The organism is Mannheimia haemolytica (genome assembly GCA_900638155.1).
GTDB classification, from domain to species: domain Bacteria; phylum Pseudomonadota; class Gammaproteobacteria; order Enterobacterales; family Pasteurellaceae; genus Mannheimia; species Mannheimia glucosida.
The window spans coordinates 488,399-508,578 of the sequence record LR134495.1 but is presented as its reverse complement, the minus strand read 5'-3'; the positions used below and the strand labels follow the sequence as shown (position 1 = coordinate 508,578).

Below are 20,180 nucleotides of genomic sequence, written 5' to 3'. Positions count from 1 at the left end.
ACTATAGATGCTATGATTTCAAAAATTTATACGCTAGTAAGAAGGAATATATTAATGGAAAAACCACTAGTTGTTTTTGGAGACTCTTCCGCAGAAATATTTGATTATATTTTTGGAAAGAATAAAAACTATTACCCATTTTGGGCATCGGGTTGGAGTGCGAGAAGCTTAAACCAAATTAAACATTCTGATATAGATATTAAGCCTTATGCTTCTACTCTAGAAGGGTTACCTAAAGATACTATTATACTACTTCATTTTGGTATGACAGATATAGAATTTGGCTTGCCGATACTAGCAAGAGATACTGGATTTTATAATCTCCCTCTTTTTTTAAAAGAAATGATTAATGGCATAATTATTTTTAAATCATTTTTACAAGATAATTATGGTTTTAAAAATATATATCCTATATTTACTTCTCCTCCTATTTGGTTACCTAATAGCCATTGGGAAAATTGTTTTAAGTTTAAGCCTTTCCCACTAAAAATAAGAGGGCAGATGTTGTTAGATTTTGCGAGTGAAGTAAGCAAATTGACAACTAGTATTAATTGCTTAGATAAACTGATAGTATCATATAAAAATCCTGTTTGTTCGCCTGATTATACTAGAGCTAGAGTTAGCCACCATATTGATTTTATTGAGGCTCAAGACCTTATTTATTCTGCCTTATCTGAATTAGAAGGTATGCTGTCACAAAGAAATCCTAAACATACAGTACATTATATTCATAAAAATGTCGGGATTGATACTGTAAGAAAAGAGCAGAAACCAAGGGAAAATACCTGTAGATAAATTAAGTTGGATTATTTATGTATAAAGAATTAGTAGTTTTTGGAACATCATCAGCTGAGGTATTCGATTATATTTTTGGTGACAATCCTAGTTATTATCCGTTCTGGGCATCTGGCTGGAGTGCAAGAGGATTGAGAGAAGTAAAAGAGTCTAATAATATAATGAAGCCTTATATTCCTTACTTATCAAAAATATCAAAAGATGCAAATATAATCCTGTGCTTTGGAGATGTAGATTTTAATCTACCTTATAAAATCCATAATCAAAGATTTTATAACTTTCCTAAATTTATAGAGGAAATGTGTGAAGGTATTTTAGCATTGAGAGATTACCTGAATAAATTAGGTTTTTCAAATATATATGCGGCTCTTCCTATAGCTCCTATAAGATTACCTGATGTATATTGGGCATATCCTTCTCTACCTCATAAAACAAGAGGAAATTTATACTTAAATTTTGTAAAAATTTTATCTCAGTCTATTCCTATGATTGATTGTTTTTATTCTTTAATTGAATCGGTAGATAATCCTGTTTGTGCTTATTCATTTTTTAGAAATAAGAATGATCACCATATTGATTATGTAAAAGCACAAGATGTAATTTATTCTAATTTATTAGAAATTGATGGGATTTTAGAACAAAGGAGTCCTAAACATACTGAATTGTATGTACATGTGCCTAAGCATATTAAATCTATTTTAAGGGATAATTCTCCTAGAATACGGACTTGTAGATAATGTTATTAAAAGGTATCATTTAGATTAATTATGCGTAATATTATTGTTTTTGGTTCATCTTCCTCCGAAGTGTTTGATTATATATTTGGGAATAATCCTCAATATTACCCATTTTGGGCATCTGGTTGGAGTGCAAGAGGATTAAGAAATTTGAAAAAATCTAATAAAGATATGGAGCCTTATATTCCTTATCTTAAAAGTCTTTCTAAAGACACAAATATATTTCTTCATTTTGGTAATGTAGATATTGATTTTAATTTACCTTATAAAATGTATCATCAACATTATTATGATATTCCTCTTTTTTTAAATGAAATGTGTGAAGGACTATTAGAACTGAAGAAATTCTTGAATAATATGGGATTTTATAATATTTTTGCTGTTTTCACAGCCCCCCCAACAGGTCTTAAAGATGGTTACTGGGATTATCCTCCTTTACCATACAAAGTAAGAGGAAATTTGATGTTAGATTTTGCAAATAGAATTTCAGAGATTATTCCAACCATTAATTGCTTATATGCATTAATAGATTCAAATAATAACCCAATTAGTGCTCCTCGCTTTGTTAGAAAAAATGATGATCATCATCTTGATTATATTAAATCTCAAGAGATTGTATATAATCATATTAATAATATAGAGGGAATGCTAAAGATGAGAATACCTAAACATCGAGAATTATATGAGCATTTAGGATATGCTCCTGATGTTATTTTAAAAACAGGCAAACCTCGCCCAAGGACTTGTAGATAATAAAAAATGGGAAAAAATATATCTATTGTTATAGTAACCCATAATTCTGAGAGTGTTATCGGTAGATTACTGGAACGTATATTATCGCAAAGTGTTAAAGCTAATAATGTTATAATAGTTGATACTGCGAGTACCGATCAAACAGTAGCAATTATTAATAACTATATTACAATTCTAAAAATTACTTTACATGTAGCCAAAGAAAATATTGGTGGAGCAGGTGGTTTTAATATAGGGTTACAAGAGGCAATAAATATCTCCAGTGATTTCGTAATTACTTTAGATGATGATGCAGTATTAGAAAGTGATGATTTTATAAAAATATTACTGAATAAGAAAATTGAGTATGATTTAGATGTTATTGCTCCTATTGTTGTTGACATTAAAAACCGGAGTAAAACAGCATTTCTTTATAATATAGAAGGAATAAAATATAGTGATTTAAATGAGATCAAAAAACATAAACTCATTAGAGATGACCTGAAATTATTTAATGGTTCATTATTTGATTGTAACGTAATCAAGACTATTGGTTATCCCAACCCTATATTTTTTATTCGAGGTGATGAAGTTGAATATAAGAAAAGAATTATTAAGTATGGGTTTAAATTAGGAGTAATAACAGAAAATTATGTATGTCATCCAACATCTTTAAATGAAAGATATAAAGTTGGTAATAACGTGTTTTATCATATAGATAATAAAATTAAGAATTTCTTTTCTATTAGAAATAAATTCTATATGTATAGAACAAATCTTAAAGGTTTTAAAAGAATAAGAAAAATTTTTATAGAATCCATAAATTATATGTTTTTTTATCTAATTCATAGAAATTTGGATTTTAGAGGATGTTACAATTACTTAATATCTTCTTCCTTTGGGATATTAGGTATAATGAAAAATGATTTAAAATTTTTGAATAGGATTCTATTGTAATTCTATTTTTTCATATCAAAGAGTTAATTATTTTAGAGGTAAGGTTCTGATGAAAACATTTTTATTAGTTGGAGCTGGTTTTTCAAATGCAGTCATTGCGAGAGAACTAGCAGAGCAAGGTTACCAAGTTACTGTCATTGATCAACGAGATCATATAGCTGGAAATTGCTATTCTGAACGTGATTCTGAAACAAATGTAATGGTGCATATTTATGGTCCTCACATTTTCCATACTGATAATGAGCGAGTTTGGAATTACGTTAATAAGTTTGGTGAGTGGATGCCATTTGTTAATCGAGTAAAAACGATTAGCCAAGGAGCTGTTTATTCCCTTCCAATTAATTTGCACACAATTAATCAATTTTTTGGTAAAACTTGTTCTCCAATAGAGGCGAAATCCTTAATTGAGAGCCAAGCTGATTTATCTATTGAAGATCCTCAAACCTTTGAAGAGCAAGCGATGCGTTTTGTTGGTAAAGATCTGTATAAGGCTTTTTTCTATGGATATACCAAAAAACAGTGGGGTGTAGAACCAAAGGAATTACCAGCAAGTATTCTAAAACGTTTACCTGTTCGTTTTAACTATGATGATAATTATTTTGCTCATAAATTCCAAGGTATGCCAAAAGATGGATATACAGCAATCGTAGAAAACATTTTAAAACATGAAAATATTCAAATTCGTCTTAATACTCCTTTCAACTCAAAAATGAAAACTGAATTTGATCATATTTTTTGGTCTGGACCACTTGATGCTTATTTTGATTTTGAGCTTGGTCGTTTAGGTTATAGAACATTAGACTTTGAGGTATTCAGAACAGAAGGAGATTATCAGGGTAATGCAGTAATCAATTATGGAGATGAAGAAGTTCCATATACTCGAATTTCTGAGCATAAGCATTTTGCTCCTTGGGAACAACACAAAAAGACTATTTGTTATAAAGAGTATAGTCGTTTCTGTGAAGAAAAAGACATTCCTTATTACCCTATTCGTTTAGTGAAAGACAAAGCTTTATTAAGTCAATATGTAGAAAAAGCAAATGACGAAACCCAAGTAACATTTGTTGGACGCTTGGGCACTTATCGTTATTTGGATATGGATGTAACAATTAAAGAAGCTTTAGAAACAGCAGACAAAATTAAAGATTCTATTAAAGAAAATAAAGCTTTTGAACCGTTCTATGTGAATATGGATATTTAAATTACCTGAATTATTTACATTGAAAATGTATCATTCTTTTATCTTTTCTCAAGGGATTTTTAAAATCCCTTTTTTGCAGAGTTTTTTACCTGAAAGCATTCTAATCCAAAAATCTTATTTTACTGTTAAGTTTATTTCTAAAACTAAAGTAGATCAAATCATCGGCTGGGGGCTTCGCCCTTCAACGGTAAAAGCAAGGGATTATGCAAAAAAACACCACATTCCCTATGTCGCATTAGAGGACGGCTTTTTACGCTCATTAGGATTAGGTGTAAAAGGCTATCCGCCTTTTTCTTTAGTGTATGACGATATTGGGATTTATTACGATACTACTCGTCCTTCCCGTTTAGAAAAATTCCTGCTTGAACAACCTTTGCAGGATCAAGAGCAAATTAAGCTTGCAGAGAAAGCTTTGTACCAAATCTTAACTTATCAGCTTTCTAAATATAATCACGCATTAGATTTTAGTGAAATCCCCTCTGCCAAAGAAAAAATTGTGTTAGTTATTGACCAAACCTTTGGAGATATGGCGGTGAAATATGGTCAGGCAAGTGAAGTTGATTTCAATAAAATGTTGGAAGCGGCAATCCGTGAAAATCCAGGGGCTCAAATTTGGGTAAAAACCCACCCTGATGTATTAAGTGGCAAGAAAAAAGGCTACTTGACCGATTTGTCACAATATGCTGAGAGAGTCCGTATTATCACCGAAGATGTGAATCCTGCAAGTTTGATTAAATGGTGTGAGAAAGTCTATTGCGTAACTTCGCAAATGGGGTTTGAAGCGTTACTCTTAGGCAAAAAAGTGATTACCTTTGGTGTGCCTTGGTTTGCCGGTTGGGGGGTAACAGATGATCGTAACGAAGCTGTTCAACTATTAGTTCAACAAAATAGACGGAAAGATCGTTCATTACTGCAACTTTTTTATGCGGCGTATTTTGATTACAGCCGTTATATTAATCCGAATACCGGTGAGAAAGGCTCTATTTTTGATGTCATCGATTATCTATATAAAGCCAAAAGATTAAATCAGCGCTTAAGTGGGAATCTATACTGTATTGGTATGTCGCTATGGAAACAGGCGGTAATTAAGCCGTTTTTTAATTTGCCACAATGTCGATTACATTTTGTTCGTTCGCTAAATTCTTTAAAAAAACGACCGCTTGCAGATAATGCAAAAATTTTAGTTTGGAGCAATGGTAAAGCGGATGTCTTGCAATTTGCACAGCAGAATAATATTCCATTGTTAAGAATGGAAGATGGATTCATTCGCTCTGTCGGACTAGGCGCTAATTTAGTTGCACCGCTTTCTTTAGTAGTCGATGATTTAGGCATTTATTTTAATGCAGAGAACACTTCACGATTAGAACAAATTTTATTGAGTGCAGAGCATTTTTCTGAAACTGATTTGTCTTATGCTGAAACATTAAGGCAGAAATTAGTGGTTAGCCATATTGGAAAATATAATGTGGGCGGTGGCGATGTAAAATTTAATGCTCAAGGTAAAAAAATAATTCTTGTACCGGGGCAGGTAGAAGATGACGCTTCGATCAAATCAGGCTCTCCACAAATTAAGAAAAATGCGGATTTACTGAGAAAAGTCAGGGAATTGAATCCGGATGCGTATATTATTTATAAGCCTCATCCTGATGTCGTAAGTGGTAATCGGGTTGGCCAAATTGTAACGAAGGAAACACTTCAGTTTGCTGATCAAATTATAGATAACGCCAATATTTTAGATTGTATTCTTAAAGTTGATGAAGTACATACAATGACTTCTTTAGCCGGTTTTGAGGCACTATTAAGAGGTAAAAAAGTATATTGTTATGGGTTACCGTTCTATGCAGGTTGGGGATTGACGGAAGATTTATTGAAGTTGGAACGCAGGGGTAAATCTTTAACATTACCACAGTTAATTGCAGCAACATTAATATATTATCCTCTGTATGTTGATCCGATACAAGGAAGATTTATTGATGCCAATCAAGCAATAAATTTATTGGAAAAACAAAAAAATAATCTAGTGAATCAAGAAATTAAACGTTCTTGGGTAAGTAAACAGTATGGGAAGCTACAACATCTTTATCGAGCGTTTAAATATACATCTAATACTAAATAGCCGTGCAAGGAATTTGGAATGGAACATTATTTAGATGAGCTAATTAATAATAGTCAGCGTATTTTATTATTGCAAGGCCCAATAGGTTCTTTTTTTACTGATTTTGCACTTTGGCTAGAAAGTGAGAAAAAAACGGTATTCAAATTAAATTTTAATGGTGGAGATGAGTATTTTTATCCAAATAATAAAGCTAATACATTTCCTTATTATGAAAACTTAGATAGTTTTGAAGATTATTTAATTGATTTTTGTAAAAAGCATCAAATAGATAATATATTATGTTTTGGCGATAATCGTTATTACCATAAGGTAGCTAAAAATGTTTGCCAAAAATTGGATATTATTTTCTGGGCGTTTGAAGAAGGATATTTCCGCCCCGAATATATTACACTTGAAAAATGGGGTGTAAACGCATTTTCTCCTCTACAAAGAAATTCATCTTTCTTTTTGCCTTATTCGACATTACCTAAGTTAAATGAGCCTGAAAAAGTGTCTAAAGGTTTTAAAAAGATGGCAAGCAAAGCAATATTCTATTATTGGAATGCCTATAAAAAGCGAAAAATTTACTCTAAATATCAACATCACCGTTTTATCAATATAGGATATTACGTTAATTTGTGGACAAGATCGGCTATTAAGAGACTTCGTTACTGGGTACATGATAGTGGTTTTGCAAAGCGGGTTGAGCAAGGCGAGTTCGGTGAATTTTTCATCGTGCCATTACAGGTTTATGATGATACTCAAGTGAGAGTACATTGTGACCAAAAAAGCGTTGAGGTTTTTTTAAGAGAAGTATTAAATTCCTTTGCTAAGTTCGCACCAACACATTTGAATTTAATTATTAAACATCACCCAATGGATAGAGGGTTTATAGATTATAAAATAGTGATTTATGAATTCTTGGAAAAATATCCTCAATTAAACGGCAGAGTTTTTTATATTCACGATGTTCCTTTACCGGTATTTTTACGACATGGAAAAGGTATGGTGACATTGAATTCAACAAGTGGCCTTTCCGCATTGTTACACAATATGCCGGTGAAAACCTTAGGTAGAGCTAACTATGATTTTGATGGCTTAACAGATCAACAAGACTTAGCTGCTTTTTGGATCAATCCACAACCACCAAATACTGAGGTTTTTAAAGGATATAGGCAATATCATTTACATAAAACACACATTAACGGTAATTTTTATAATAAAGTGATTCTTCGATATCCTTACAATAAATCATAACGATACAAGGTTATACAAGCGGTTATATTTTGAGAGTTTTTTGCGAAAAACTTGTGAAATATGACCGCTTGTTCTTTTTTATCATCTAAAATAGAAATAGCAACCGTTTGCTTGTTTTTTATTTGATAACTAGATCACAAAAAAGCAAAGAGAGCCTTTTAAATCAAGGCACTTTAGTCTAATCTAAACAGGATAATTAAATTACATAGGAGTAAAAAAATGACTATTTTTGACGTTGCCCAAAACTGGCTTGCCCAAGACCCCGATGCGGAAACCCGTGCGGAATTAGAGCAGTTAATTCAAGCGGCAGAATCGGATGAGAAAGCAAAAGCAGAATTAACCGCTCGTTTTGACGGACGTCTGCAGTTTGGTACGGCGGGTTTACGTGGTCGCTTACAAGCCGGCTCAATGGGAATGAACCGTGTTTTAGTGGCACAAGCTGCCGGTGGTTTAGCTGAGTTTATTAAAGGTTATGATAAAGAACCGTCAATTGTGATTGGTTATGACGGTCGTAAAAATTCCGATGTGTTTGCCCGTGACACCGCTGAAATTATGGCAGCGGCAGGCATTAAAACGTACCTGCTTCCTCGCAAATTGCCAACACCAGTGCTTGCCTATGCGATTCAATATTTTGATACCACAGCCGGTGTGATGGTAACAGCAAGCCACAACCCACCGGAAGATAACGGCTATAAAGTTTATTTAGGTAAAGCCAACGGTGGTGGACAAATTGTTTCGCCGGCAGATAAAGAAATTGCTGCTCTGATTGATAAAGTAGCAGCAGGCGATATTCGTGATTTACCTCGTAGCCAAGATTTCACGGTGTTAGACGATGAAGTGGTAAATGCTTATATTGAGAAAACCGCCTCACTAGCCAAACAGCCAAAAGCCGAAATAAACTACGTTTACACCGCAATGCACGGTGTGGGCTATGAAGTGTTAAGCAAAACGTTAGAAAAAGCCGGCTTACCACAACCGCATTTAGTTAGTGAGCAGATTCAGCCGGACGGTTCATTCCCAACGGTTAATTTCCCGAACCCGGAAGAGAAAGGGGCGTTAGATTTAGCGATTAAACTGGCGAAAGAGAAAAATGCCGAATTTATTATCGCCAACGACCCGGATGCTGACCGTTTAGCGGTAGCCGTGCCTGATGCACAAGGCAATTGGAAACCACTGCACGGCAACGTGATCGGTTGCTTCTTAGGCTGGTATTTAGCCAAACAATTCCACGCACAAGGTAAACAAGGCGTGTTGGCTTGCTCGTTAGTATCCTCTCCGGCGTTAGCTGAAATTGCGAAAAAATATGGTCTAAGCTCGGAAGAAACCTTAACCGGCTTTAAATATATCGGCAAAGTCGAAAACCTATTATTTGGTTTTGAAGAAGCCTTAGGTTATTTGGTTGACCCAGACAAAGTGCGTGATAAAGACGGTATTTCCGCTGCTATTATGTTCTTAGACTTAGTTTGCAGCCTCAAACAAGAGGGCAAAACCCTTGCGGATTACACCGCCGAGTTTGTAAAAGAGTTTGGAGCTTATGTAAGCGGTCAAATTTCGATAAGAGTTTGCGATTTAGCCGAAATCGGCAAATTAATGACGGCGTTACGCAACAATCCGCCAAGCGAAATTGGTGGCTTTAAAGTGGCTGAGTTTATCGACCATACCAAAACCACACGCCAAAATGATATTTTAGTGTTTGTGTTGGAAAATGGCAGCCGCTTGATTGCTCGCCCTTCAGGTACTGAGCCGAAAATTAAATTCTATTTAGATGCTCGAGGCAAAGACGCTGAAAACGCAGAGCAAGTGTTGGCTCAGTTTGACGAAAGCGTGCGTTCGCTGCTTCGCCAAGAAGAATACGGCAAACAAGACTGCTAATGGCATTAATTTAGGGAGAGCTTAGGCTCTCCCTTTTTTAAAGGAGACAATAATGGCTCAAAAAATTATTTTAGATTGTGACCCGGGGCATGACGATGCGATTGCGATGATGCTCGCTTGGGGGAATCCTAATATTGATTTGTTGGCAGTGACTACGGTGGTAGGCAATCAAACTTTAGAAAAAGTATCGCGTAATGCGTTGGCGGTTGCGGAAATTGCTCATATTTGCAACGTTCCTTTTGCCAAAGGTTGTGCCAGACCGCTGGTGCGTGAAGTGGAAAATGCCCCGGATATTCACGGTGATTCGGGAATGGATGGGCCTGTACTCCCAGAATCTACCCGACAATTTGAGGAAAAACACGCTGCTCAATTAATTATTGATTTGGTAATGTCGCACCCGGAGAAAAGCATTACCTTAGTGCCGACCGGTGGGCTAACCAATATTGGTTTAGCTGCCCGCCTTGAGCCTAGTATTATTGAAAGAGTGAAAGAAGTGGTGCTGATGGGCGGTGGTTATCACACCGGCAACTGGAGTGCGGTGGCAGAATTTAATATTAAAATTGACCCGGAAGCTGCTCATATTGTGTTTAATGCCGGTTGGAAAGTGACAATGGTCGGCTTAGACTTAACTCACCAAGCTCTTGCGACCCCCGATGTGGTTGAACGCTTTAAGGCATTAAACAGCCAATCGGGGCAATTTGTGGTAGAATTGCTGGCGTTCTTTGCCAAAATGTATAAACAGGCTCAAGGCTTTGATGCTCCACCGGTTCACGATGCCTGTGCGGTGGCGTATGTGATTGACCCAAGCCTGATTGAAGTTCAGCAAGTGCCCGTCAATATTGAGCTCACAGGCACGCACACATTGGGTATGACGGTGGCGGATTTCCGCTACCCGCCAAAACAGTGTAATACTTGGGTAGCGAAAAAATTAGACAAATCCCGTTTTTGGGATTTGGTCATTGAGTCGGTGAAAAACCTGCCGTAATCTAAATAATCCTCTCTCCTGTTTAAGCGTTGGTGTATTCCGCTTTGTTGTCTAACCAACGCTTAATTAATGCCTCTGCAAGCGGTTGATTTTCGCTAATAATTTGCTTGGCGTAACGTTGCACCAGCGGAATCATTTTGCGGTCTCGCATTAAATCCGCCACCTTAAATTCTGCCATTCCGGTCTGTTTCGTGCCGAGAATTTCACCTGTGCCTCGAATTTCCAAATCTTTTTCGGCAATGTAGAAACCGTCTTGGCTATCACGCATTACTTGTAACCGCTTGCTGGAAATTTTCCCGAGCGGTGGTTTGTACATTAATACGCAATGCGAGGCGGTTGCCCCTCGCCCAACCCGTCCACGCAACTGGTGGAGTTGAGCCAGCCCGAGTCGTTCGGAATTTTCGATAATCATCAGACTGGCATTCGGCACGTCCACGCCTACTTCAATTACGGTAGTTGCAACCAGCAAATCTAAATTCGCTGCCTTAAATTCCGCCATAATTGCTTGTTTTTCCTGTGGTTTCAGCCGTCCGTGTACTAACCCGATGCGTAAATCCGGCAAGGCTCGCTGTAAATCTTCGGCAATCGCCGCTGCGGCTTGAGCCTCCAACACTTCGCTCTCATCAATCAGGGTGCAGACCCAATAGGCTTGGCGGTTTTCTTGCTTACAGGCTTGGTACACCCGTTGGACGATTTCTGCTCTCCGATCTTCAGAAATCACCACGGTCGTGATTGGCGTTCTACCCGGTGGCAGTTCGTCAATAATGGAGGTATCAAGGTCAGCATAGACCGTCATTGCCAGTGTTCTAGGAATGGGGGTCGCCGTCATAATGAGCTGGTGCGGATAGTTATTTTCTTTCGCTCCTTTTTCCCGCAAGGTCAGCCGTTGATGTACGCCAAAACGGTGTTGTTCATCAATAATCACCAGTGCTAAATGGTGAAATTCCACATTGTCTTGGAACAGGGCGTGAGTGCCGATAATCATCTGCACATCACCGTTTTTGATTGCCTCAAGTTGTGCGGTTCTCGCCTTGCCTTTTACTTTACCGGCAAGCCAACCGACTTCAATCCCAAAGGGATTAAGCCAGTTGGCAAAATTATTGGCGTGCTGTTCGGCAAGAATTTCGGTCGGTGCCATTAATGCCACCTGCTTGCCGTTATCAATCGCCAATAGTGCCGCTAATGCGGCTACTAAGGTTTTGCCCGAGCCAACATCGCCTTGCACCAGTCGCATCATCGGGTGCGGTTTGGCAAGATCTTGCTCAATATCTGCGCTTACTCGGCTTTGTGCGTTGGTCGGTTTAAAAGGCAAACTGTCGAGAAAACGCTGTTTTATATCGGTTTGGTAAGTGAGTGCCTCTGCATATTGCTGTTTTACTCCTAAACGGAGTTGCTGCATCGCCAAATTGTGTGCCAGCAGTTCTTCAAAAATCAGCCTTTTTTGAGCAGGGTGGTCGCCTTTTTCCAATACTTCGGCAGAAATGGTCGGCGGTGGACGGTGCAATAACTGCAACGCCTCTTTTAGGCTGTATTTGTGCGGATTGTATTCATCAGGCAACAGCTCGGCAACTTTCACTTTCTCTAATAAAGCGAGGGCTTGCTCGGTTAATTTCCGTAAAGAGGTTTGTTTTAACCCCTCTGTGGTGGAGTAAATAGGGGTTAGGGTTTCAGCCAGCACAAGCGGTTGATTATCCCGAATAATTTGATATTCGGGGTGGTGAATTTCCGCCATAAATCGCCCACGCTTAATTTCCCCAAAGGCTTTTACCCGAACGCCGGTAGCGAGGCTATTTTTCATTCCGGCATTGAAATTGAAGAATTTAAGCATAATTTTGCTGGTGCTGTCGGAGAGTGTAACCGATAAAATCGGTCGTTTACCAAACTGCACTTCAGTAAGTTGCACATAGCCTTCAATGGTGGCAAAGCTTTCCGGGCGAACATCAGCAATCGGAGTAATACGGGTGCGATCTTCATACCGCATTGGCAGATGAAACAGTAAATCCTGCACATTATTAATGCCGATTCGACTTAGCTTTTCGGAAATAGCCGCTCCTACGCCGGAAAGAGCGGTTAAAGGCACACCGTCTAATAATTGTTCACTCATTATTTATGCGATTTCAAATGGGTTAAATAAACGCACATCACAACGGATAAAATCTTTGGTGTTGCGGGTGACTAAGGTTAAATGGTTTGCTTTTGCGATAGCCGCAATATAGACATCATTAATCGGGCTTCGATCAGGAATATGAAATTCTGCACAGAGTAATGCTGCCGTTAAATCAAGTGGTAAAATTCGATTTGAGAACTGCGTAAGTAGTTGATTTTCAAACCAATCATTTAAAATATAGTATTGTTCCACATCTCGCTTTTTCTTTGCCAAAATGCCAACACGTATTTCACTAATAACGGTGCTACAAAGATAACAATCTTGTAATTCTACTTTTGAAAACCAACGCATTACGTTTGGATCGGCTCTGCCTTTGCTCGCTTTCCGCAGTTCAGAAACGATGTTTGTATCCAGCAAATACATTAATCAAACTCCACGGGGCGACATTTTGAATTTTGGCGAATATCTCGCAAAATTTGCTCAAAATCTTCCATATCCACATCATCTTCTTCAACAATAGGGGAGGCAAAAACATCTGCCAGCGTTTGTGGCTTTGCTTTCTGCTGATAATCCATATAACTAGACACCACATTGACGATTTTGCCCCATTTGGTGATAAATACCGGCTCTTTTTCTGCCATTTTTAACACTTTGCTGGCATTTTGATTAAATTCTCTGGAAGTAATGGTTATTGCCATATTGATCTCCAAAATGTAGTAAAAAGATGAGTGTATTTTATTAAATGTAGTAATATCTTTCAATTAATTCGCCATTTGGCAACAGATATTTTGCAAAAAATCTTGAAAATTTGACCGCTTGCCCCATCTATTCTCTGTTTTTTAATGAATAAAGGAATACACAATGGCAAATAATCAAGAAACCCGAGGCTTCCAGTCGGAAGTAAAACAGTTATTGCAACTGATGATCCATTCGCTTTACTCCAACAAAGAAATTTTCCTGCGTGAGCTGATTTCCAACGCCTCTGACGCTGCCGATAAATTGCGGTTTAAAGCCCTTTCCGAGCCGTCTTTGTATGAAGGCGATGGCGAACTGCGTGTGCGTGTGTCTGTGGATGAAACACTCGGTACGATTACGATTGCCGATAACGGTATCGGTATGACCCGTGAGCAGGTGATCGACCATCTCGGTACGATTGCAAAATCCGGCACCAAAGAATTTTTGAACGCACTCGGCACTGATCAAGCCAAAGACAGCCAACTTATCGGGCAGTTCGGCGTGGGCTTTTACTCTTCTTTCATTGTGGCGGATAAGGTTACGGTCAAAACCCGTGCCGCCGGCGTGCCTGCCGAGCAAGGTGTGATTTGGGAATCCGCCGGTGAGGGCGATTACACCGTTGCCGATCTGGAGAAAAAAGAGCGTGGCACGGAAATCATTCTTCACTTGCGTGAGGACGAAAAAGAGTTTTTAAGCGAATGGCGTTTGCGTGAGATTATCGGCAAATATTCCGACCATATCGGCTTGGCGGTGGAAATTCAGACCAACGAATACGATGACGAGGGCAAAGCAAGCGGTCAAAAATGGGAAAAAATTAACAAAGCCCAAGCCCTTTGGACACGAGCCAAAAATGAGATTAGTGACGAGGAATACACCGAATTTTACAAACACCTCAGCCACGATTTTGCCGACCCGTTGATTTGGTCGCACAACAAAGTGGAAGGTAAGCAGGAGTACACCAGCTTGCTGTATGTGCCGAGCAAAGCCCCGTGGGATCTGTTCCAGCGTGAGCAAAAACACGGCTTGAAACTCTATGTTCAACGTGTGTTTATTATGGACGATGCGGAAGTCTTTATGCCGAATTACCTGCGTTTTATGCGTGGCTTGCTCGACACCAATGACCTGCCGCTCAATGTCAGCCGTGAAATTTTGCAAGAGAACAAAGTTACCCAATCGCTCCGTTCCGCTTTAACCAAGCGTGCGTTGCAACTGCTGGAAAAATTGGCGAAAGACGATGCCGAAAAATATGCCCAATTCTGGCAAGCATTCGGTGTGGTGCTGAAAGAGGGCGTGGGCGAAGATTTTGCCAATAAACAACAGGTTGCCGGCTTACTCCGTTTTGCCTCTACCCAGCGTGATGACAGCGAACAAGCGGTCAGTTTTGCCGATTATATTGCAAGAATGAAAGAGGGGCAGAAAGCGATCTACTTCTTAACCGCCGATAGCTACCAAGCGGCTAAAAACAGCCCGCACTTAGAGCTGTTCCACAAAAAAGGCATTGAGGTGCTACTGCTTTCCGACCGCATTGATGAATGGTTGGTGAGCCACCTCACCGAGTTTGACGGCAAACCGCTACAAAGCATTACCAAGTCGGACTTAGACTTAGGCGAGCTTGCCGACAAGCAGGAAGAAGAGAGCCAAAAAGCTCAACAGGCGGAGTTTGGTTCGTTCTTAGAACGGGCGAAAGGTTACTTTGGTGAGCGGGTCAAAAACGTGGTGCTGACTCACCGCTTAACCGACACGCCGGCAGTGGTTTCCACCGACAGCGATGAAATGACCACCCAAATGGCAAAACTGTTTGCGGCAATGGGGCAACAAGCACCGGAAGTGAAATATACCTTTGAGCTGAACCCAGATCACCCAATGGTGAAAAAAGTGGCTGATCTTGCCGATGAAGCCGAGTTCGCCGATTGGATTGAACTGCTGTTTGAACAAGCCCTGCTTGCCGAACGAGGCACATTAGAAAACCCAACGGCGTTTATTAAACGGGTGAATAAGCTATTAAGTTAAATGTGCAACAAAATAACCGCTTACAAGCGGTTATTTTTTTATAGGATTTTGCAAAATTTCCTGAAAATTTGACCGCTTTGTTTTAAAATAAGCAGATTTTTTCAGGTTTCAAAGTTTAAAAAGAATAGGAATAGCAATGCGTACAAGTCAATATTTATTTTCAACCCTTAAAGAAACGCCGAATGATGCACAAGTAGTTAGCCATCAATTAATGTTGCGTGCCGGAATGATTCGCCCGATGGCGTCAGGTTTATACAACTGGTTGCCGACCGGGATCAAAGTGTTGAAAAAAGTCGAAAATATTATTCGTGAAGAGATGAACAAAGGCGGGGCTATCGAGGTATTAATGCCGGTGGTTCAGCCTGCCGAGTTATGGGTGGAATCTGGTCGTTGGAATGATTACGGCCCGGAATTATTACGCTTTAAAGATCGTGGCGAGCGTGATTTCGTACTTGGCCCGACCCACGAAGAAGTGATTACCGACTTGGTTCGCCGTGAAGTTTCTTCATACAAACAACTTCCGCTGAATTTATACCAAATTCAAACCAAATTCCGTGATGAAGTCCGCCCTCGCTTCGGGGTGATGCGTTCACGTGAATTTGTGATGAAAGATGCCTATTCTTTCCACACCACGCAAGAGAGCCTGCAAGAAACCTATGATGTGATGTATCAGGTTTACAGCAATATTTTCACCCGTTTGGGCTTAGATTTCCGTGCGGTGCAGGCGGATACTGGCTCTATCGGCGGTTCAGCCTCTCACGAGTTCCAAGTGTTAGCCTCAAGTGGTGAAGATGATGTGGTATTTTCAACCGAATCAGATTTTGCTGCCAATATTGAATTAGCTGAAGCGGTGGCGGTGGGTGAACGCCAAGCACCAACGGCAGAAATGCAGTTAGTGGATACACCAAATGCGAAAACCATCAACGAATTAGTGGAAAATCACGGTTTAACCATTGAAAAAACGGTGAAAACCTTGGTGGTGAAAGGGGCAACCGAAGAGCAACCGTTAATTGCGTTGGTGATTCGTGGCGACCACGAGTTAAACGAAATTAAAGCCCAAAAACACCCGCTGGTGGCTGATCCGCTTGAGTTTGCTGATGAAGCGGAAATTAAAGCCAAAATCGGTGCCGGTGTTGGCTCGTTAGGTGTGGTGAATATGCCGATTCCGGTGATTATTGACCGCTCAGTGGCGTTGATGTCAGATTTCGGCTGCGGGGCGAATATTGATGGCAAACACTACTTTAACGTGAACTGGGAGCGTGATGTTGCGGTGCCGGAAATTGCAGATTTACGCAATGTGGTGGAAGGCGACCCAAGCCCAGACGGTAAAGGCACACTTCAAATCAAACGAGGTATTGAAGTAGGGCATATTTTCCAATTAGGCAAAAAATACTCAGAAGCAATGAAAGCTACTGTGCAAGGCGAAGACGGTAAACCGCTAGTGATGACAATGGGGTGTTACGGCATCGGCGTTACCCGTGTGGTGGCAGCCGCGATTGAACAACATTATGATGATCGTGGTATTATCTGGCCTTGTGATGAAATGGCTCCATTTACGGTGGCGATTGTGCCGATGAATATGCACAAATCGGAAAAAGTGCAGGCATTCGCTGAAGAGTTATACGCTACCTTAAAAGCTCAAGGCGTTGAGGTGATTTTTGATGATCGTAAAGAACGCCCGGGCGTGATGTTTGCGGATATGGAGCTTATCGGTGTGCCGCATATGGTGGTCATTGGTGAGAAAAACCTTGAGAATGGCGAAATTGAATACAAAAACCGTCGCAGCGGTGAAAAACAAATGATCGCCAAAGAGAACTTGCTTGCGTTCTTAAAAGCGAATGTGAAAGCTTAATTATAAATAACAAAATTGGGCGTATAAAATACGCCCTTTAATATAAAGCAGCGAGTATTTAACTAAAGTATAAAATACTCTATTATTTTTAGAATATAGGAAATAGAATGTGTGTCAACCAACCAACCAACCAACCAACCAACCAACCAACCAACCAACCAACCAACCAACCAACCAACCAACCAACCAACCAACCAACCAACCAACCAACCAACCAACCAACCAACTGTAGCTGTTATCAGTTCAACAATTGGTCGTCCTGAATTAGAAAGAGCTGTTTTAAGCGTACAAAATCAGACTTATCCGTGTAAACATTATGTTTTTGTTGATGGAGAGAAATATCACCAACAAGCGGCTGATATTTTAAAGAACTTTCCAAATGTTATTGTTACTTATCTTCCAATGAATACCGGGGCTGATGGTTGGGTAAATAGTAGCATTAATGCGATTGCACCATTTTTAGTGAAAGAAGATATTATTTGTTATCTGGATGATGATAATTGGTTTGAACCTACTCACGTTGAATCTGGTGTGCATACTTTACTCGAAATGCAATCTGATTATGCTTACTCTTTACGCAATTTTTATGATTTAGATGGTGAGTTTCTGTGCATTGATACGATTGAATCATTGGGAGAATATCATTGTGCTTATCAAGAACCATTAGAATGTAATTATCAATTAGGTGGTGTTAAAGGTGTTTTATCAATAAATCTGAATGATAGTCAGCATATTGATACGAATTGCTATTTTATTCGTAGTGAGATAGCTCGCCTTATCAGTACGGCTTGGTACACAGGTATTCATAATGATAGAAATGTATATAAAAAATTACAAGAATTGGCACTAAAAGGAAATTGTACAAAGAAAGTTACGGTTAATTATACTCTTGATACACGTAAATATTATGGATCAGTATTTAATGAATTATTAGAGGAGCCATTTTTATTAAGCGAATATGATGCCTATCAATTTACGAATGAGGTGATTAAATTTCATTCAGAAGAAAGCCTTAAAGCTTGGGGAGGTTGCTTGATTTGGGAACAGAACAATGACTCATAACCGTTAAGCGTAATCGTTTGCTTGTGATCACATTCACAAAATAAGGTTTTTGTATTAGCTAAGAGTGCCTAATAAGATTAAAATAGGTATGGTTAATCATATGGAGGTATTTTATGAAATTTACATTAAAAATGACGGCAGCGACAATGTTTGCATCTCTTATTGCTTTTTCAGCACAAGCAGGCGGACCAAAAGTAGCTTATACCCAGCCGGGAATTGATATGCGAACACATGAAGCACAGCAAGCGCCAATTCATTGGGTATCTATTGAGCAAATTAAAGAAAGCATCAAAGATTTACCCCCTATGGCGGTAAGTTTTGACATTGATGATACTGTTGCTGCAACTAGCGGTTGCTTCCACTACGGAAAGCAAAAATATTCACCAGACGATTTCAGCTACTTAAAAAATCAAGATTTTTGGGACGAAATTAATGCTGGCTGTGATAAATATTCTTTGCCAAAGCAAGTTGCTATTAATTTAATAAAAATGCACCAAGAACGTGGTGATCAAGTTTATTTAATTACGGGGCGTACCGCAGGTAAAAATGAACAAGTTACAACGATTATGCAAAAGTATCTTGGTATTAAAAATATGCAACCGGTAAATTTTATGGGGGGGAAAGCACATTCAACAAAATATGATAAAACCCCTGCGATTATTGAACATAAGGTGCAAATTCACTATGGTGACAGTGATGATGATATCTTAGCTGCCCGTGAAGCCGGTATTCGAGGTATTCGTATACTTCGTGCAGCAAATTCTAATTATACGCCATTCCCTCAGGCCGGAGGATATGGTGAAGAAGTTGTTGTCAATTCAAGTTATTAATTTCTTAGTCTGAAATATGGCCACCATTGCGTGGCCATCATTTTTTATTTATATAATGACGAAACCGTTTACCTTTGATCTAGTTCACAAAATCAAACTTTGCTTGCAAAAAGTTGTCGTAAATTAACCGCTTGCTAAGATAGAATGGTTTATATTCAGTTAGATAGATAGGAGACAACAAATGTCTGAAGTATTTCATTTAGGTTTAACCAAAGCAATGTTAAAAGGAGCTAAAATTGCGATTGTTCCGGGAGATCCTGCACGTTCAGAACGTATTGCTAAAAAAATGGACAACCCCGAATTTTTAGCTTCAACTCGTGAATTTACCTCTTGGCTAGGTTATTTAGATGGCGAACCAGTGGTGGTTTGCTCAACCGGTATTGGCGGGCCATCGGTGTCGATTTGTGTGGAAGAGTTAGCACAATTAGGCGTTCGTACTTTCTTACGCATCGGCACAACAGGTGCAATTCAAGAACATATTAATGTTGGCGATATTTTAGTGACCACTGGTGCGGTACGTTTAGATGGTGCAAGTAAACACTTCGCACCAATGGAATACCCTGCAGTGGCAAACTTTGAATGTACAACCGCCCTTTATAATGCCGCGGTTGAGGCAGGAGTCAAACCTTATGTGGGGATTACTGCGTCATCAGACACCTTCTACCCGGGGCAAGAACGTTACGATACCTTTACCGGTAAAATCTACCGTCATTTCCAAGGTTCATTAAAACAATGGCAAGAACTTAATGTTATGAATTTTGAAATGGAATCAGCCACACTCTTTACAATGTGTTCGGCATTGGGCTTGCGTGCCGGTATGGTGTCAGGCGTGATTGTAAACCGTACCCAACAAGAAATTCCAAACGAAGCAACAATCCACGAAACCGAGCAACGAGCGATTGCTGTTGTGGTTGAGGGTGTGAGAAAATTAATTAAAGGTTAATCTTTAAATT

17 protein-coding genes are annotated in these 20,180 nt (G+C 39.0%); 14 read left to right on the top strand and 3 right to left on the bottom strand.

Going from position 1 to position 20,180, the window contains the following annotated elements; genetic code table 11:
- Positions 1–54 precede the first annotated feature (54 nt).
- The 9 genes from EL242_RS02690 (at position 55) to EL242_RS02650 (ending at position 10,631) form a co-directional block, all read left to right on the top strand.
- Positions 55–795 (top strand): hypothetical protein, encoded by a 741-nt coding sequence (locus EL242_RS02690; protein ID WP_126301391.1) that lies wholly within the window; start codon positions 55–57, stop codon positions 793–795.
- Between the two features lie 17 nt (positions 796–812).
- Positions 813–1,532, top strand: a complete 720-nt coding sequence (locus EL242_RS02685) for a hypothetical protein (protein ID WP_126301390.1) — start codon at positions 813–815, stop codon at positions 1,530–1,532.
- A 30-nt stretch (positions 1,533–1,562) separates the two neighbouring features.
- Complete coding sequence (locus EL242_RS02680) at positions 1,563–2,285, top strand: hypothetical protein (protein WP_126301389.1); 723 nt, start codon at positions 1,563–1,565, stop codon at positions 2,283–2,285.
- Between the two features lie 6 nt (positions 2,286–2,291).
- A complete protein-coding gene (locus tag EL242_RS02675) occupies positions 2,292–3,221 on the top strand; it encodes a glycosyltransferase (RefSeq protein ID WP_126301388.1) in 930 nt (309 codons plus the stop codon).
- Positions 3,222–3,270: 49 nt separating this feature from the next.
- Positions 3,271–4,422: a UDP-galactopyranose mutase gene (glf, locus tag EL242_RS02670; protein WP_126301387.1), complete on the top strand. Its 1,152-nt coding sequence runs from the start codon at positions 3,271–3,273 to the stop codon at positions 4,420–4,422.
- 25 nt (positions 4,423–4,447) lie between these two features.
- On the top strand, positions 4,448–6,538 hold the full coding sequence (locus EL242_RS02665) for a capsular polysaccharide biosynthesis protein (RefSeq protein WP_126301386.1): 2,091 nt from the start codon (positions 4,448–4,450) through the stop codon (positions 6,536–6,538).
- Between the two features lie 18 nt (positions 6,539–6,556).
- On the top strand, positions 6,557–7,774 hold the full coding sequence (locus EL242_RS02660) for a capsule biosynthesis protein (protein ID WP_126301385.1): 1,218 nt from the start codon (positions 6,557–6,559) through the stop codon (positions 7,772–7,774).
- Between the two features lie 219 nt (positions 7,775–7,993).
- The gene (locus EL242_RS02655; protein WP_126301384.1) at positions 7,994–9,646 is read left to right on the top strand and encodes a phospho-sugar mutase; all 1,653 of its coding nucleotides are present in this window, start codon (positions 7,994–7,996) and stop codon (positions 9,644–9,646) included.
- Positions 9,647–9,698: 52 nt separating this feature from the next.
- Positions 9,699–10,631 (top strand): nucleoside hydrolase, encoded by a 933-nt coding sequence (locus tag EL242_RS02650; RefSeq protein WP_126301383.1) that lies wholly within the window; start codon positions 9,699–9,701, stop codon positions 10,629–10,631.
- A gap of 22 nt (positions 10,632–10,653) precedes the next feature.
- On the opposite strand, the gene recG is transcribed toward EL242_RS02650, so the two are convergent.
- The 3 genes from recG to EL242_RS02635 are packed head-to-tail and all read right to left on the bottom strand — an operon-like array spanning position 10,654 to position 13,436.
- The gene (recG, locus tag EL242_RS02645; protein WP_126301382.1) at positions 10,654–12,735 is read right to left on the bottom strand and encodes an ATP-dependent DNA helicase RecG; all 2,082 of its coding nucleotides are present in this window, start codon (positions 12,733–12,735) and stop codon (positions 10,654–10,656) included.
- 3 nt (positions 12,736–12,738) lie between these two features.
- Positions 12,739–13,161, bottom strand: coding sequence for a type II toxin-antitoxin system VapC family toxin (locus EL242_RS02640; RefSeq protein WP_126301381.1), 423 nt, complete (start codon positions 13,159–13,161; stop codon positions 12,739–12,741).
- A complete protein-coding gene (locus EL242_RS02635; RefSeq protein WP_126301380.1) occupies positions 13,161–13,436 on the bottom strand; it encodes a type II toxin-antitoxin system Phd/YefM family antitoxin in 276 nt (91 codons plus the stop codon). Before EL242_RS02635 ends, EL242_RS02640 begins: the two co-directional genes overlap by 1 nt.
- 163 nt (positions 13,437–13,599) lie before the next feature.
- On the opposite strand from EL242_RS02635, the gene htpG reads away from it, so the two are divergent.
- The 5 genes from htpG (at position 13,600) to udp (ending at position 20,170) form a co-directional block, all read left to right on the top strand.
- On the top strand, positions 13,600–15,483 hold the full coding sequence (gene htpG, locus EL242_RS02630) for a molecular chaperone HtpG (protein WP_126301379.1): 1,884 nt from the start codon (positions 13,600–13,602) through the stop codon (positions 15,481–15,483).
- Between the two features lie 136 nt (positions 15,484–15,619).
- On the top strand, positions 15,620–17,335 hold the full coding sequence (proS, locus tag EL242_RS02625; protein ID WP_126301378.1) for a proline--tRNA ligase: 1,716 nt from the start codon (positions 15,620–15,622) through the stop codon (positions 17,333–17,335).
- Between the two features lie 111 nt (positions 17,336–17,446).
- Complete coding sequence (locus EL242_RS02615) at positions 17,447–18,397, top strand: glycosyltransferase (protein ID WP_172595340.1); 951 nt, start codon at positions 17,447–17,449, stop codon at positions 18,395–18,397.
- 113 nt (positions 18,398–18,510) lie between these two features.
- Positions 18,511–19,227, top strand: a complete 717-nt coding sequence (gene aphA, locus EL242_RS02610; protein WP_126301377.1) for an acid phosphatase AphA — start codon at positions 18,511–18,513, stop codon at positions 19,225–19,227.
- Positions 19,228–19,408: 181 nt separating this feature from the next.
- A complete protein-coding gene (udp, locus tag EL242_RS02605; protein ID WP_126301376.1) occupies positions 19,409–20,170 on the top strand; it encodes a uridine phosphorylase in 762 nt (253 codons plus the stop codon).
- Positions 20,171–20,180 lie beyond the last annotated feature (10 nt).